This window comes from Amycolatopsis sp. NPDC058340 (assembly GCF_042723975.1).
GTDB lineage: Bacteria > Actinomycetota > Actinomycetes > Mycobacteriales > Pseudonocardiaceae > Amycolatopsis.
Genome location: NZ_JBHXIB010000030.1, coordinates 48,943 through 63,618, shown reverse-complemented (window position 1 = coordinate 63,618; position 14,676 = coordinate 48,943). Strand labels below are relative to the sequence as shown.

At 69.5% G+C, this 14,676-nt stretch carries 15 protein-coding genes; 9 read left to right on the top strand and 6 right to left on the bottom strand.

From position 1 onward, the window contains the following. Positions 1-72 precede the first annotated feature (72 nt). Positions 73-1,035 (top strand): quinone oxidoreductase family protein, encoded by a 963-nt coding sequence (locus tag ACFWIW_RS27775; RefSeq protein WP_378371181.1) that lies wholly within the window; start codon positions 73-75, stop codon positions 1,033-1,035. A gap of 58 nt (positions 1,036-1,093) precedes the next feature. Continuing rightward, positions 1,094-1,675 carry a TetR/AcrR family transcriptional regulator gene (locus tag ACFWIW_RS27770; RefSeq protein WP_378371180.1) on the top strand — a complete coding sequence of 194 codons (582 nt, stop codon included), beginning with the start codon at positions 1,094-1,096 and terminating at the stop codon, positions 1,673-1,675. 19 nt (positions 1,676-1,694) lie between these two features. Here ACFWIW_RS27770 and ACFWIW_RS27765 read toward each other — a convergent pair whose 3' ends face one another. After that, complete coding sequence (locus ACFWIW_RS27765) at positions 1,695-2,270, bottom strand: TetR/AcrR family transcriptional regulator (RefSeq protein ID WP_378371179.1); 576 nt, start codon at positions 2,268-2,270, stop codon at positions 1,695-1,697. A gap of 222 nt (positions 2,271-2,492) precedes the next feature. Here ACFWIW_RS27765 and ACFWIW_RS27760 point away from each other — a divergent pair, with 222 nt between their 5' ends. From ACFWIW_RS27760 to ACFWIW_RS27740, 5 genes are all read left to right on the top strand, one after another. Beyond that, positions 2,493-2,945 (top strand): (2Fe-2S)-binding protein, encoded by a 453-nt coding sequence (locus ACFWIW_RS27760; RefSeq protein WP_378371178.1) that lies wholly within the window; start codon positions 2,493-2,495, stop codon positions 2,943-2,945. Then, entirely contained in the window at positions 2,932-3,894 is a 963-nt protein-coding gene (locus tag ACFWIW_RS27755; protein ID WP_378371177.1) for an FAD binding domain-containing protein, read from the top strand. Before ACFWIW_RS27760 ends, ACFWIW_RS27755 begins: the two co-directional genes overlap by 14 nt. Continuing rightward, on the top strand, positions 3,891-6,065 hold the full coding sequence (locus tag ACFWIW_RS27750; protein ID WP_378371176.1) for a xanthine dehydrogenase family protein molybdopterin-binding subunit: 2,175 nt from the start codon (positions 3,891-3,893) through the stop codon (positions 6,063-6,065). Before ACFWIW_RS27755 ends, ACFWIW_RS27750 begins: the two co-directional genes overlap by 4 nt. A gap of 379 nt (positions 6,066-6,444) precedes the next feature. Further along, on the top strand, positions 6,445-8,754 hold the full coding sequence (locus tag ACFWIW_RS27745) for a CHAT domain-containing protein (RefSeq protein ID WP_378371175.1): 2,310 nt from the start codon (positions 6,445-6,447) through the stop codon (positions 8,752-8,754). Positions 8,755-8,764: 10 nt separating this feature from the next. Further along, entirely contained in the window at positions 8,765-9,139 is a 375-nt protein-coding gene (locus ACFWIW_RS27740; protein ID WP_378371174.1) for a hypothetical protein, read from the top strand. Positions 9,140-9,167: 28 nt separating this feature from the next. On the opposite strand, the gene ACFWIW_RS27735 is transcribed toward ACFWIW_RS27740, so the two are convergent. Both ACFWIW_RS27735 and ACFWIW_RS27730 read right to left on the bottom strand, forming a co-directional pair. Next, the gene (locus ACFWIW_RS27735; protein WP_378371173.1) at positions 9,168-10,094 is read right to left on the bottom strand and encodes an ornithine cyclodeaminase family protein; all 927 of its coding nucleotides are present in this window, start codon (positions 10,092-10,094) and stop codon (positions 9,168-9,170) included. A 12-nt stretch (positions 10,095-10,106) separates the two neighbouring features. Further along, entirely contained in the window at positions 10,107-11,123 is a 1,017-nt protein-coding gene (locus ACFWIW_RS27730) for a proline racemase family protein (RefSeq protein WP_378371172.1), read from the bottom strand. A 59-nt stretch (positions 11,124-11,182) separates the two neighbouring features. On the opposite strand from ACFWIW_RS27730, the gene ACFWIW_RS27725 reads away from it, so the two are divergent. Continuing rightward, a complete protein-coding gene (locus tag ACFWIW_RS27725; RefSeq protein WP_378371171.1) occupies positions 11,183-11,845 on the top strand; it encodes a GntR family transcriptional regulator in 663 nt (220 codons plus the stop codon). Positions 11,846-11,922: 77 nt separating this feature from the next. Then, on the top strand, positions 11,923-12,564 hold the full coding sequence (locus tag ACFWIW_RS27720; RefSeq protein ID WP_378371170.1) for a gamma carbonic anhydrase family protein: 642 nt from the start codon (positions 11,923-11,925) through the stop codon (positions 12,562-12,564). A gap of 101 nt (positions 12,565-12,665) precedes the next feature. On the opposite strand, the gene ACFWIW_RS27715 is transcribed toward ACFWIW_RS27720, so the two are convergent. The 3 genes from ACFWIW_RS27715 to ACFWIW_RS27705 form a co-directional block, all read right to left on the bottom strand. Further along, the gene (locus tag ACFWIW_RS27715) at positions 12,666-13,112 is read right to left on the bottom strand and encodes a GreA/GreB family elongation factor (RefSeq protein ID WP_378371169.1); all 447 of its coding nucleotides are present in this window, start codon (positions 13,110-13,112) and stop codon (positions 12,666-12,668) included. Positions 13,113-13,202: 90 nt separating this feature from the next. Further along, the gene (locus tag ACFWIW_RS27710) at positions 13,203-13,373 is read right to left on the bottom strand and encodes a hypothetical protein (protein ID WP_378371168.1); all 171 of its coding nucleotides are present in this window, start codon (positions 13,371-13,373) and stop codon (positions 13,203-13,205) included. Continuing rightward, a complete protein-coding gene (locus ACFWIW_RS27705) occupies positions 13,370-14,635 on the bottom strand; it encodes an NAD(P)/FAD-dependent oxidoreductase (RefSeq protein WP_378371167.1) in 1,266 nt (421 codons plus the stop codon). The genes ACFWIW_RS27710 and ACFWIW_RS27705 overlap by 4 nt, the downstream gene beginning before the upstream one ends. Positions 14,636-14,676 lie beyond the last annotated feature (41 nt).

Here is a 14,676-nt window from a genome sequence, read left to right as displayed (position 1 = left end):
TACCGGCAAGTCCAGTTTCCTGGCGCAGGTTTTGTACTTGCCGGTCCATTTTTTCGCACCTACGTTGGGCCGATGCACGCGATCCACATCAGCGAATACGGCGGCCCGGAAGTGATGGCCTGGGCCGAGTTCCCGGACCCGGTGCCGCGGGCCGGCGAGGTCGGTGTGCGGCTGCGGGTGGCCGGGGTGAACTTCATGGACACGGGCGCCCGCAAGATGCCGCTGCCGACCTGGTCGGTCCCGACCGTGCTGGGTGTCGAAGGGATGGGTGTCGTCACGGCGCTAGGGCCGGGCGTCGAGGACTTCGCCGTCGGTGACAGGGTCGCTTGGCGCTACCACAAAGGAAGCTATGCCGAACGGCTCGCCATCCCGGCGCGGTCGCTGGTGCGGGTGCCCGGCGACATCGACGACGAGACCGCGGCCGCCATTCTGATGCAGGGCCTGACCGCGAACCATTTCACGACCGAGACGTACGCGATCCAGCCGGGAGACACGGCCGTGGTGCACTCGGCCGCGGGCGGGGTCGGCATCATCCTGACCCAGCTGATCAAGGCTCGCGGCGGCACCGTGATCGGGCTGGTGTCACGCGAGGAGAAGATCCCGGTGGCGAAGAACGCGGGTGCGGACCATGTGCTGATGTCCGCCGGTGGCGGCTTCGAGCGACAGGTTCGGGAGCTGACCGATGGCGAAGGCGCGCAGGTCGTGTACGACGGTGGCGGCTCGGCGACGTTCCGTTCGTCCCAGCTCTCGCTGCGCCGCCACGGCGTGCACGCCTACTACGGCGTGGTGAACGGCAATCCCGCGTTCCGTCCGGCGGATCTGCCGAACAGCATCCTGCTGTCGTACCCGTCCGTCGTCGACCACGTGCCCACCCGTGAGGCACTGGTGCGGCGGGCGAACGAGCTGTTCGAGTTCATCCGGAAGGGTCAGGTGGCCCCGTACATCGGCGGTCGCTACGCCCTCGCCGATGCGGCGCGGGCACACCGGGACATTGAGTCCCGTCGCACCTCGGGGAAGCTTCTACTGATGCCGTGATGACGGCGCGGACCGGACACGGGACAATGGACCGCCGAGTACATTCCGGGAGGCTTTCGTGCTCACGAAGAAGGGCGCCGCGACGCGGCAGCGGATCATCGAAGCCGCGGCGGACGAGATCCGTGAGCACGGCGTCGGGGCGGCGACCCTCGACGACATCTGCCGCCGTAGCGGAACGGGCAAAAGCCAGCTGTTCCACTACTTCCCGGAAGGCAAGGAACAACTGCTCCTCGCCGTGGCCGAATGGGAGGCCGGGCAGGTGATCGAGGATCAGCAGCCCTACCTCGGGCGGCTGACCTCGTGGGAGGCGTGGGGGAAATGGCGTGACGTGGTCGTCCGGCGATACCGGCGGCAGGGGGTGCACTGCCCGCTCGGGGTGCTGATCACCGAGATCGGCAGGCATACTCCGGCCGCGCAGGCGGTCACGAGGCAACTGCTGGAGCAGTGGCAGCGTCAGGTCCAGGCCGGTATCGAGGACATGCGGGACAGCGGGGCCCTTCGCCGTGACGTCGACCCGGTCCGCGCCGCGGCGGCGTTGATCACCGCGATCCAGGGCGGGGTCACGATCCTGATGTCCACCGGATCCGCGGATCACCTCGAAGCGGCGCTCGACCTGTACCTGGACTACTTGCGCGGCTGAATCCGTCCACTGTGGATGGTCAGGCTGGGTCGGCGCCCATACCGCGCCAGAGCAGGTCGAGGAGACTCGCGACGTCGCGCCGCCACTCGCCTTTCGGGTCGAGGTAGAGCAGGCCGCCCAGGCCGCGCAGGACGGTCTCGGGTGCGAGGTCCGCGCGGACGGTGCCGGCGTCGACGTTGGCCTGCAACAAGGTGGAGACCGCGCGGACCATGTCCTCATACGCCCCGGCCGGCAGCTCTCCGCGCGAGGCCGTCGCGGCTCGCAACGCGTCGGCCAGGCCACGTTTGGTCATCATGTAGTGCGCCAGGTGATCGGTCGTCCACACGCGGAACGCCTGCTCCGGCGGGTACTTCTCGAGCAGGCTGGGCACGATCTCGACCAGCTGGCGCACCTCGCGCCGGTACACCGCCAGGATGAGGGCTTCGGGCGTGGGGAAATGCCGGTACACCGTGCCGACGCCGACCTCGGCCTGCTTCGCGATGGCGTTGAACGAGACCTCGCCGGAGCAGGCCAGCGACTTCGCCGCGGTGGCGAGGATGCGCTCGTGGTTGCGCCGGGTGTCCGCACGCCGGGGACTGACCGATCCCGTCGTCATCTTCCCTCCTGTCCGCCGATCCCGTTCTCCGGTGAATGTAGCCGAGAGAACCGGGAAACCTGGAGCGGCTCCAGGAGTGGACATCGACCTTGCCGGGCAGATCGTGATCCGCTAACTTGAAATCGAAGCGGATGAATATCCGTTTCGATCACGAACGGACTCCCACCACCTCAACCTACGCCGTCCGGGCCACGGCCCGGGCGATCTGCGGAAAGAGTTTCAGTGGACATCTCACTCGAAGTCAATGGCAGGACGGAACACCTGAGTGTCGATCCCGGGGTGACCCTGCTGGACACGCTGCGGGAGCGGCTCGCCGTCACCGGGCCGAAGAAGGGCTGCGACAGGGGGCAATGCGGCGCCTGCACGGTGCACGTCGGCGGGCGGCCGGTGCTGTCGTGTCTCACCTTGGCCGCCACCGTGAAACAGCCGGTGACCACGGTCGAAGCACTGTCCACTGAGGACGGTCTGCATCCGGTTCAGCAGGCGTTCGTCGACCAAGACGCCCTCCAGTGCGGGTTCTGCACCTCCGGGCAGATCATGTCGGCGGTCGCCGCCGTCGAGCAGGGCGTCGAGGACGTCCGCGAGTTCATGTCCGGCAACCTCTGCCGGTGCGCGGCGTACCCGAACATCATCGCCGCGGTCGAGCAGGCCAGGAGGGCCGATGCGTCCCTTTGAGCTGCTCGCACCCGAGACCGTCGAAGACGCGGTCGCTTCGCCCGGCACCTTCCTCGCGGGCGGCACCACCCTCGTCGACCTGATGAAGCTCAACGTCCTCACGCCACAACACGTCCTCGACATCAACGCGGTACCGCTGCGTGGCATCGACACCACCGACGGCCTTCGCTTCGGCGCGCTGGAACGGATGGGCGACATCGCCGGACATGCCGGGGTGTACCCGGTGATCTCCCGGGCCCTGCTGCTCAGTGCGTCCCAGCAGATCCGGAACATGGCCAGCATCGGCGGAAATCTCATGCAGCGCACGCGCTGCTCGTACTTCCGGGACGTCGCCATGCCGTGCAACCGGCGGGTACCCGGCAGCGGTTGCCCGGCGATCTCCGGCGCGAACCGGATGCACGCGGTGCTGGGCACGAGCGATGCGTGCGTGGCGACCCACGCCAGCGATGTCGCCGTCGCCCTGGTCGCCCTCGACGCCCGTCTCCGGCTGGTCAGCGCGACCGGGTCCCGCGCCGTCGAGCTGGCCTCGTTCTATCGGCAGCCCGGTGACACCCCCGAGGTCGAGACCGACCTCCAGCCCGGCGAACTGATCGCCGAGGTGGTGGTGCCTCGGCTGGACTGGGCGTCGAACTCCACGTACGTCAAGGTGCGTGACAGGCAGTCCTACGAGTTCGCCCTGTGTTCCGCGGCGGTCGCGCTGCGGGTCGAGGACTCGCGCATCGTCGACGCCCGCGTCGCGGCGGGCGGTGTGGCGACCGTGCCGTGGCGGCTGCCCGCTGTCGAGGAGGCCCTGCGGGGCGCACCGGCGACCGTCACCGCTTTCGAGGAGGCGGCGTCGCTGGCCGCCGATGGTGCGCGCCCGCTGGCCGGGAACGCGTTCAAGCCGTCGTTGCTACGGCGGACCATCGTCCGCGCGCTGCTCGAACTGACCGAAGGGAACCGCTCATGACCAGCAGGGTGGACGGGCCGCTGAAGGTCACCGGCCGGGCCGAATACGGGGCGGACCACACCTTTCCCGGGCTGGTCCACGGTTACGTCGTGCTGAGCACGGTCGCTCACGGCGAGATCGACACGATGGACGTCACGGCGGCGAAGGGCGCTCCGGGGGTGATCGGTGTGTACACGCCGTTCGATCCGCTTCGGTTGCACACCCCCTCCACGCCGTTCATGGGTGAGACCTGGGTTCCTTTGCAGGACAAGGAAGTCGCCTACTACGGGCAGCCGATCGGCTTCGTGGTCGCCGAGACGTACGAGCAGGCGCGCGACGCGGCGATGCTGGTCGAGGTCTCCTATCTGACCCGGCCGGCCCTGACCTCGCTGCAGGACGGCCTCGCCTCGGCCGAAGAAGCGCCTGAAGGGAGGGGTGGTCCATCGTCCCTCGCGATCCTCGCCGACGGTGTCGAGTCGATCGAAGACGCGCTCGCGGAGAGTCCGGTGGTCGTCGAGGCCACGTACACCACCGCGACGCAGAACCACGCCGCGATGGAACCGCATTCCGCGGTCGCGGTCTGGGGTCCCGACGGTCTCACGATCCACAGCGGCAACCAGGGATCCGATCTCCAAGCGGCGGAGCTGGCGATGGCGCTGGGCCTGGAGCCGTCCGAGGTGCACGCGGTGAATCCCTTCGTGGGCGGTGCGTTCGGCGGCAAGGGCCACACGTCCACCCCGGCGTTCCTTGCCGCGGCGGCCGCCAGGGCCTTGGACAGGCCGGTGAAGGCCGTGCTCAGCCGGGAACAGGTCTTCACCGCGACCGCGGGCCGAGCCGCGACGGTGCAGACGATCTCCCTCGGCGCGGAACACGACGGCAGGCTCAACGCGCTCCGGCACGACTCGTGGTGCAGCACGCCCATGGACCGGTCGTTCGTGGAGCCGACCTCGCACGGCACTTCGCGGGAGTGGTACGCCACCCGCAATCTGGCCATCAGTCAGAAGATCGTGCCGCTGAACATCCCGCCGACCACGTTCATGCGGGCACCGGGCGAAGCACCCGGTTCTTTCGCCTTGGAAAGCGCGATCGACGAACTCGCCGTCGAACTGCGTATGGACCCGATCGAGCTGCGGCAGCGCAACAACTCGACCGCTCCGCCCGGCAAGGACCTGCAGTGGTCGAGCAAGCACCTCGACGAATGCTTCCGGGTGGGCGCGGCGCGGTTCGGCTGGGCGGATCGCTCACCCGAAGGACGGACCGACGGCGACTGGCTCGTGGGCATGGGCACGGCCACCGCCATGTTCCCCGCGCTGCGGTTCCCGGCCACGGTCGAGATCACCCTGCTGCCCGACGACACGGCCGCCGTCGCGACCAGCGGGGCCGACCCGGGAACCGGCCTGCTGACCGTGCTTTCACTGGTCGGCGGGGAGTCGCTCGACATCTCGCCGGATCGGGTCAAGCCGAGGCTCGGTGACTCGCGTCTGCCGTCCGGCGGCATGTCCGGTGGTTCGACGGCGACCGCGAGCGCCGGGACGGCCATCATGATCGCCGCCGCCAAGGCGATCGACGAACTGGTGGCGCTGGCGTCCGCTCCGGGCGCGCCGTTCGAAGGCATGGAGGTCGAATACGCGGACGGTCGCGTGCAGGCCGGGGAACGGACGATGACCTTCGGCGAGCTGTTGCGGGCTCTGGACCGGCCGGCGCTGTCGGTGACCGGTTCTTCGGCACCCGGTGAGGAGCTGACGAAGCATTCGTTCAGCTCGTTCGGCGCGCAGTTCTGCGAAGTCCGCGTCCACAAGTGGACGCGCGAAATCCGGGTTTCCCGCATGCTCGGCGTATTCGACGCCGGCCGGATCATCAATCCGACGGCGGCTCGAAGCCAGATCATCGGCGGCATGATCTGGGGTGTCTCGGCCGCTCTGCACGAGGGGCTGGAGATCGAGGAGAACGGGCGGCTCGCCAATGGGGATTTCGCGAGCTACCTGATCCCGGTCAACGCGGACATCCCCGAGGTCGACGTCCACTTCGTCGAATACCCGGACACGTTGCACAACTCGGTCGGCGCGAAGGGCCTCGGCGAGATCGGCACCGTCGGGATGGCGGCGGCGGTCGCGAACGCCGTCCACAACGCCACCGGTATCCGGGTTCGGCACATCCCCATCCTGATCGAGGATCTGCTCGACGAGCAGTAGCCGAGGGCGGTGGCGGGGTGGGACTCGTTTCGTGAGTGCCCCTTGACGATGTAGGAATCGGGACACTCGTCGGCCCGGTTCCTACATCGTCGACACCGGTCAGGTCGTTGGAGGTCCCGGATCCTCCACCCGACAGGGCCGCGGCGAGCGATTCCGCCGACTCCGTTCGCCGAAGGGCGCTGACCGGAAACCGGGTATCGAAGGGGTTGCCCCCGGTCGCGCTCCGCCACCGGATCCGGGTCCGGTCTGGGCCGATTCGGGGGCACCACGGCGATCCCGCACCCCCGGACGGTGGATTCGGCCGGCACCGGCTGGTCTTCGCCCGGGTCGCGGACCACAATCTTCCCCCTGTGCGTGCACTGACGGTGGGGAGGATCGGATGTCGCGCCCGCAGGCAACCGTCGCCGCGTCGATCGTCATCCTGCTCACCGTCGCCCTGCCGGCATCGGCGCAGCAGGACGCCGTCCCCACGCAGGTGTACCCAGGTTCCGCGCACGACATCGTCAAGTACGGCGTCGCAGCCGACGAAGGCTGCATGCTCTACTTCGGCGGGGGACCCAGTGCCCCGTGCTCAGGTACGAGCCGGGGGCCGCTCCGTGGCAGGCTCACGGTCGACACCGGGCAGCCGCCCGGCCCCACCGAACTCCATTGTCAACCGTGCCACCGTGTCGGTGCTCCCTCGACTTCGACCCGGAGGCCGCCCACCACGTCGACCGGGCCGGTGACCACGAGCGAATCCCCGAGCACGAGCCCGCCAACCACGTTCACGAGCCCGCCCGTCGAAGAGTCGTCACCGAAACCGCCGGCCGGGTACGCACGCCGACCCGCGGGCACCCGGATCCACCTCGCGACCGTCACCGTGCTGGCCGCACCCGGGACGGCACAGCCGACGCCCGCACCGTCGGTGGAGAACACGCCGCTTCTCGGTCTCCCGTCACGGACATGGCTCGCGATCCTCGCGGGTCTGCTGCTTGCCGCGGCCGCCCTCGCCGGGCTCCGCTTCGTTCGTCGCCGCGGCGACAAGCCGCCGCCCCTTCAGCCGCCGACCGGACTACCGGAACCCGGAATCCGGCCGGTCCGGGTCGGGATCTCCGACCTCTCCGGAAGTCCCGCGCCGTTGGACATCCCCTTGACCCCGGACACCGGATACGTGCTGTGGGTGGACATCGGCGAGCTGCCCGGCGCGGACACGGGCCGAGAGGTGCCTCTCGACGTAGTGGCCTTCGACAGCACCCCGGCCGGGCTACGGCCGATGGTCACGGGGACACCGACCAGGCGCGTCGGACTCGGCGCCGGGGACGCCGGACGCGTCGGGTTCGACCTCCGCACCCCGGCGCGGTCGGCGCGGAGGCGGCTGCGGCTCGGACTGTATTGCCGCGGCGTCCTTTGGCAGTCGTTCGCCGTCGAAGCGGACGTCGGCTGGCCGGAGGAAAGCGGCGGTTGGCGGGCAGAGCGGGACTATGTGGCCGCGTATGGGCTCGATCCGTCCCTTTTGGACACCGCCGCCCCGCATGCCCTGAGCATCATGGTCAATCACAACACCGCCGACGAGCACGGGATCCATGTCCTCTTCGCCGACGGGGCGGTGCCGATGGCCGCGGGTATCCCGGCGGCGCATCTGGACCGCCTGCAAGGCCGCGCCCGCGACCTGTACCGGCGGCTCGAAGCGGCACAGGGATCGATCGACTCCGCGCTCGGGGCCCTGGCGTTGCACGGCCGCAACGTCTACACCGCGATCCGGCCGCGGATCGACCCGGCGCTCGTCCGTGCCGGGCTGGATCCCGTGCCGCTGTGGCAGCGGCTCCGGGACCGGGTCCGCGTGCAGGTGATCTGGCCGGACGGCTGTGCCCAGCCCCTGCCCGCCGCGATCGTCTACGACTATCCCTTGGCAGAGGTCGGTTCGGCCGAACTGCGTGCCTGTCGCGCGTTCTTCGACGACTTGGCCGCTCGTATCGAGCCGCGCTGCTTCGGCGGACGTTGTGTCTCGGACTCGGACACGGTGGTGTGCCCGGCCGGATTCTGGGGATTCCGGCTCCTCCTCGGCAGCCCGCCGTCGCTGGGCACGGATCGACCGGTACCGGATCGGCCCGTGGAATCCGCGGATCCGCCCGCCCTCGTGCTGGGAAAGGCCATGGATCCCGCTTTCGTCCTGCGGGACCGGCATTTGCGTCGGCTTCGGGAGCTGCTGCCGGGAGTGGCGTGGTACGAGGAGAACCGGCGCGCGGGGTTGCTCGCGCGGCTGCGGGCCGTGCAACCCAGCCTGATCTACCTGTACTGCCACGGCGGCGTCGACGAAGAACAGGGCATCGGCTGGGTGGAGATCGGCGACGGCGAACGGCTGTCCGCGCGCGGCCTGCCCGACGACCTCTACCGGCAGTGGCGCTCGCGGCCACTGGTCCTGCTCAACGGATGCAGTACCGCCGCGCTGGGGGACGATCAGCCGAATCCGTTGACGCAACGGCTGTTGTGGGCGGGCGCGGGCGGGATCGTCGGCACCGAGATCGACGTGGGGGAGAAGACGGCGTGCCGGTTCGCCGATCATCTCGTCCCGCTGATGCTCGGCGCGAACCGGGAGCTCGGCGACGCGATCCGGGCGAGCCGTCTCGAACTACTGCGGATCGGCAGCGTGGCGGGGCTGAGCTACCTCGCGCTGGCGCGTCCGGATCTCCGTCTGACGGTCAAGGAATGAGGAAGTGGCGATGTGGGAGTTGATCGGTGCCGGCGCTTTCGGCTTCGTGCTCGGCTGGAACCTGTACTTCGTGAACAGGTATCGAACCGGCGAGATCGGCCTGTCCGATCTCGCCGCGCTGCTCGGCGCCGTCGGCGGTGGGGCGGTACTCGCCCTGTTCCCGGCCGGGAGCAGGCTGTTCGGTGCTTACGGCATCGGGCTCGCGGCAGGCTTCTTCGCCTATCTGGTGGTGCTGCTCATCATGGTGGCCCGCTCCGACGACTTCGGCGTCGAGTGGTTCCTGGACGGGCGTCGCCGGAAACTCGCGGACGAGGACCACATCCCCGCCGAGACCCGGGCCTCCGGCGCGCCGATGTCCCGCGAAGACTCCCGGCTTCCGAGCTGACGGCTGACGTCGTCAGTGACGTTCCCTCCTACTTCGCCCGGTCGAGGCAGGTTTGCGCGAGAAGACCGGCGATCGCCCAGTCCTGCATGGCCACCCCGACGGATTTGAAGACCGTACGGCCTCCTGGCCGCGGGACTCCTTCGGCCAGCGCGGTCCCCAGTTCGACGAGGTCGTCCTCGGTGATGGCTCCCGCCGCGAGGGCGTGGATGATCTCGCCGGACTCCTCGAGGATCGCTTCCCGTTCGTCGATGACGACGGTCGCGTCGGCGAGCAGGTCGTCCGGGAGTTCCCGCATGGTCGGGCGGTAGGCGCCGATGGCGTTCACGTGGGCGTGTTCGGCCAGTGACCCGAGCGAGAACAGGGGCGTGGTGGACGTCGTCGCGCAGCAGACGATGTCCGCGTCCCGAACGGCCTCGTCGGCATCGGTGAGGACGACGGCGCTGATGCCCAGCTCCGCGCCGAGCGTCTTGCCGAGCGCTTCGGCGCGTTCGAGTCCGCGGCTGACGATCCTGAGTCCGGTCAACGGCCGGACGGCGTGCACGGCGCGGACCTGATCGGCCGCCTGCCCGCCCGCGCCGATGAGGGTGCACGTCTTCGCTTCCGGCGGCGCCAGCGAATCGGTCGCGATACCGGTGATGGCGCCGGTGCGGATGCGGGTCACCTCGATCGCGTCGGCGACGAGCTGACGGCTGTGGCCGAGTTCGCTCCAGACGACGGTGCCGACGATGGCCGGGACACGGCCGAAGTCGAGGCTCAAGGTCTTGATCATCGCCGACGCGGTCGGGCGGTGGTGCGCCGACATCACGAGGAATCCGCCGTCGCGCAACACGGTTCGCGTCGGCATTTCGAATTCGCCGCGGTGCAGGGCGAGAAGCCCGTTCCGTACCGCGTCGATCGCGGCGGGCATGGACACGGCGGACCGGATCTCGTCCGGGCCGAGAGTGACGACGTCCACGAATCCTCCTTGTCAGCGCAGTACGAAGCCCGGGACCAGATCGTCGTCGGGATCCACGACGAACCGGTGGTGACCGGTGCGGAACGCACGGCCGGTCACGACGGGCAGCACCGCGTTCCGGCCGGCGAGCACGGTCGTGTCCGCGATCCGGGCTGTCCACGTCGAACCGACGATCGACGAGTGGACGAGAGAGCCGTCCGCCGCCAGCCGTCCGGACGAATGCAGCGCCGCCACGCGGGAGGCGGTCCCCGAACCGCAAGGCGACCTGTCCACCTGCCCGTCGGCGAAGACGGTCACGTTGCGCTGGTGGACGTCTCCGTCCTCCTCGCCGCCGAGTTCGTCGAAGAAGATCACGCCGTAGATGCCGCTGAGACGCGGGTCGAGCGGGTGCTCGGCGTAGGCGCTCGCGTCGAGTTCGTTCTTGATCTCCCGCCCCAGCTCGATCAATTCGGGTAGCGAGGCCTTGTCGACGGAGAGGCCGAAGGCCGCCGCCGGCACGTGGGCGTAGATCGCCCCGCCGAAGGCGATCACACACTTCGCGGCGCCGCGCGACGTCTCCACGGCGACTTCTTCGTGGAGGAGGTAGCTCGCGACGCTGACGAAGTCGACCGCGGTGACCTTCGGTCCGGCTGTGGTGACCCGTGCGGTCACCCGTCCGGACGGCACGTCGATCACCACGTCGGTGACGCCGCCGGGAGCGGCGGGCACCAGTCCGGTCTGGACCGCCCAAGTGCCGAGACACATGGTGCCGTGGCCACACGCGGCGGAGAAGCCGTCCTTGTGCCAGAAGAGAACGCCGAAATGGGCACCCGGATCGTCCGGCGCCACGACGAAACCGCCGTACATGTCGGCGTGCCCGCGTGGCTCGGAGCAGAGCAGCCGCCGCAATCCGTCGACCTCGGGGTCGACGGCGGCCGCGACCCGCTTCTCCGCGACCGTCGCTCCGGCCGGTCCCGCCGTCTCGGTGACGATCCGGAACGGTTCGCCACCGCAGTGGTAATCCACCGCGTCGATCCCGTCGTCTGTCATGGTGAACGAACGTAACATGTGACATTGTACTGAGACAACGCCTGGTGAAGGGGTCGATGATGGCTGTGGGCCTGCGTCCGATCGGTGGCCGTCGCAACCTGCGCGATGAGGTCATCGAGAACCTTCGCGGTGCGGTGATCTCGGGCGAGCTGCGTCCCGGTGTCGTCTACTCCGCACCCACGCTGGCCGGACGGTTCGGTGTGTCCGCGACACCGGTGCGGGAGGCGATGCTCGATCTCGTCAAGGAAGGGCTCATGGAAACCGTGCGCAACAAGGGTTTCCGGGTCACCGAGCCATCCGAACGCGAACTCGACGACCTCACCGAGCTACGCGCGCTGATCGAGGTGCCCACCGTGCGCCGCATCGCCGAGACGGGTGCCGGCGCCGATGCGCTGAAGCGACTCCGTGAACTCGCGGCCGGGATCGAGCGCGCTTCCGCCGAGCAGGACCTCATCGGGCACGTCAGGTTCGACATGGAGTTCCATCTCGCGCTGCTCGGCCTGGCGGGTAACGAACACCTCGTCGAAATCGTCCGGTCGTTGCGTGCCCGATCACGGATCTACGGCCTCAAGGTCCTTGCCGAACGCGGGCAACTCATCTCCTCGGCGCGCGAGCACGCCGAACTCGTCGACCTCGTCGAGGCCCGTGACGCCGACGGTGCCGAGGCGCTCATGCGTCGTCACATCGGGCATGTCCGCGGTATCTGGGCGGCCGAGCCGTAGCCGCCCGGCGACGTCGTCGGAACGCGATGTCCGAAAACCGCGAGCATGCTCGCGGACGGTCGGGTGAGAATCCGCTCATGATCGCTGAAGAGCAGGGAATCCGTATCCGGCATCGCGGGTGTGAACCGCAGGTCCATCCCACCGCCTACGTCGCCCCGACGGCCACGCTGGTCGGTGATGTCCGCGTGGGGCCGAGGGCGCGGGTGATGTTCGGTGCGGTGCTCGATGCCGAGGGGTCCCGGATCGAGGTCGGGGAGGCGTCGGTGATCTGCGAGAACGCGGTGCTGCGCGGGTCTGCGGTCGCCGGCGATCAGCCGGTGCTTGTCGGCGACCACGTCTTCGTGGGGCCGCATGCCACGCTGCTTGGCTGCGAGGTCGGCAGGTGCGTCTACGTGGCGACCGCGGCGACGGTTCTGCAGCGCGCGCGGTTGGGGGCAGGCTCGGTGGTCGCGGTCGGCGCGCTCGTCCATGCGGGCACCGTTGTGCCGGACGAGTACTTCGTGCCGCCGCACACCGTCGCGCTCGACGCGCCGGTGCGGCTGGTGGCCCCTGGCGATCCGGGCTTGGCGGAGGCCGTCGGCCGGGTGGGCTTCGCGCAGGTGGCGTTCGGTGTCGACACGGAGTGGACGGATCGGATCAGCCGGTACGAGCAGATCGCGGAGGTTCGCGTCGCCGAGTTCGGCACCCACGCGGACGACGAGGTTCTGGATCTCGGCTAGCGCCGCATCGGATACCACCGGGTCGGTGGGGGTCGTGAGTGGGAATGATCGTTCTAACCCTCTTTTTCACTCACGACCCCCCGGCACGCAAAGCACCCGGATCAGTGCGCGGTCTCCCGGTGGCGCCCGTAAGGCTTGGCGTCCAGCAGGGTGACGTGGACGGCCCCGCCGCTCGGCACCCGATACTCCCGCCGGTCACCCGGTTTCGCACCGTGCAGCGCGCGGCCGAGCGGGGAATCGGGGGAGTACGCCTCCAGTTCGCCGTGTCCCGCGTCGTCGCGGGTGCCTAGCAGGAAGGTCTCGGTGTCGCCGTCGTCGTACCGGACGGTGAGCACCATGCCGGGCTCGGCGATCCCGTCGTCGGGCGGATCCTGCCCGACGACGGCGCCGCGCAGCATGTCCTCGATCTGCCGGATCCGTGCCTGCCGGTGGGTGTTGTGCGCGATTTCGTCGTCGCCGAACCGGTCGTCGGTGCCGGGGCGCCGCAACGTGGCGAGCTCGCGCAAAAGCCGCGCGTGCGCTTCCTTGGTCAGCCAAGGGCCTGACATGGTGGTGATCGCCTTTCGGTGGATACGTCCGTGAGGGCCGGGCGCGGAAAGGACCCGGCCCCCACAGACCTTCGGTGAGTCCCGCTTCGGTCAGCGGGTCTCTGGTTCACGGGGCCGCCGCTCGAAGGCGCCCGCGTCGGTGGCGAACCCGATCGCGGCCTTCAGCAGAAGGTCCTTCTCGGTACGCAGCAGGGCGTTCTCGGCGCGGAGCCGGTCCACTTCGGACTGTTCGTCGGATGGGGTTTCGCGGTCCGGAGTCATCGGCGGAGGGGGTCGAAGGGGCGCAGCGCCTCGGGCTGTTTGCCCGTGGTGATGTGCTCGGCCAGCAGGCGTCCGGTGATCGGGCCGTGGGTCAGCCCCCACATCCCGTGCCCGCCCGCGACGTAGAGCCCGGGTGTGCTCGTCGCGCCGATCACGTGCCGCCCGTCGGTGGTGACGGGGCGGGAGCCGACCCACTCGTCGGTGCGCCGCTCCCAGTCCAGGCCGGTGAGGAAAGGCCATGCCGAGGCGATGATCGCGGCGATCCGGGCCGGATCCAGCCGCGCGCCCGGTTTCCGGAACTCCATTGTCCCGGCGACGCGGAGCCCTTCGCGGTACGGCGTGCACGCCACGCGGATGTCCGGCAGGTAGAGCGGTCCGGGCACCGGGTGGTCGGTCGGCACGGTGAAGGAGTAGCCGCGTCCTGCCCGCACGGGGACCTTGACGCCCCATTTGCGGCCCAGGTCTCCTAGCCAGGCCCCGGTCGCCAGCACGACCGCGTTGGCGTTCACGGTCTGTCCTGTCTTCGAGCGCACGCTCAGCGCGTGACGGTACGCGCGCAGGGAAGCGACCTCGAATTTGTGACGGATCGTCCCGCCCCGGCTCACCACCGACCGCGCCAGCGACTCGACGAACCGGCCGGGATCGACGTAACGCTGCCCGTCGATCCGGACACCGGCGCCGAGCCTGGCCGTGGCCTGGGGAAACCGCTCGGCGAGATCGGCCGCGGTGAGACGGGTGTAGGAGATGCCCTGTCCCAGTTCTTCGATACGCCGCAGTTCGCCGATCAGCCCGGCGGCCTGATCGGCGGTCTCGAACGCCGCTGTGATCGGCGCTTCGATGGTCGGCGCGTCCACCCCGTTCAAGGTGAGGACGTCGAAGGCTTCCAGGCATTCCTCGTTCAGTGGCGCGTTCGCCTCGACCGCGCGGGCCCACGACCGGCCGGTGCAGTTCGCGGCGAACCGGGCGAGGAACGACCACAGCCGCGGATCGGGTGACGGCGGAACGTGCAGCGGGGCCTGCCGGTCCAGCAGTGTCCGCAGCCCGTAGCGAAGGACGCCGGGTTCGTTGAGCGGGATCGAGAGCCCGGGGGAGAGCCAGCCCGCGTTGCCCCACGACGCGCCCGCCGCGATACCCGCGCGGTCCACCACCGTGACGCTGACGCCGCGTTCCTGCAAGAACCACGCGGTCGACAGGCCGACCACGCCGGCCCCGATCACGATCGCCGAACGCGGGCCGCCGTCGATCCGGTCGAGATCGCCCATGAATTCCTCCGCTGCACAAGTGGTGCTGTCGCGGTCAGGAT

Coding starts and splice junctions, on each gene's coding strand:
- ACFWIW_RS27775 (WP_378371181.1), top strand. CDS start 73: ATGCACGCGATCCACATCAGCGAATACGGCGGCCCGGAAGTGATGGCC.
- ACFWIW_RS27765 (WP_378371179.1), bottom strand. CDS start 2,270: ATGACGACGGGATCGGTCAGTCCCCGGCGTGCGGACACCCGGCGCAAC.
- ACFWIW_RS27755 (WP_378371177.1), top strand. CDS start 2,932: ATGCGTCCCTTTGAGCTGCTCGCACCCGAGACCGTCGAAGACGCGGTC.
- ACFWIW_RS27750 (WP_378371176.1), top strand. CDS start 3,891: ATGACCAGCAGGGTGGACGGGCCGCTGAAGGTCACCGGCCGGGCCGAA.
- ACFWIW_RS27745 (WP_378371175.1), top strand. CDS start 6,445: ATGTCGCGCCCGCAGGCAACCGTCGCCGCGTCGATCGTCATCCTGCTC.
- ACFWIW_RS27740 (WP_378371174.1), top strand. CDS start 8,765: ATGTGGGAGTTGATCGGTGCCGGCGCTTTCGGCTTCGTGCTCGGCTGG.
- ACFWIW_RS27730 (WP_378371172.1), bottom strand. CDS start 11,123: ATGACAGACGACGGGATCGACGCGGTGGATTACCACTGCGGTGGCGAA.
- ACFWIW_RS27725 (WP_378371171.1), top strand. CDS start 11,183: ATGGCTGTGGGCCTGCGTCCGATCGGTGGCCGTCGCAACCTGCGCGAT.
- ACFWIW_RS27720 (WP_378371170.1), top strand. CDS start 11,923: ATGATCGCTGAAGAGCAGGGAATCCGTATCCGGCATCGCGGGTGTGAA.
- ACFWIW_RS27715 (WP_378371169.1), bottom strand. CDS start 13,112: ATGTCAGGCCCTTGGCTGACCAAGGAAGCGCACGCGCGGCTTTTGCGC.
- ACFWIW_RS27710 (WP_378371168.1), bottom strand. CDS start 13,373: ATGACTCCGGACCGCGAAACCCCATCCGACGAACAGTCCGAAGTGGAC.
- ACFWIW_RS27705 (WP_378371167.1), bottom strand. CDS start 14,635: ATGGGCGATCTCGACCGGATCGACGGCGGCCCGCGTTCGGCGATCGTG.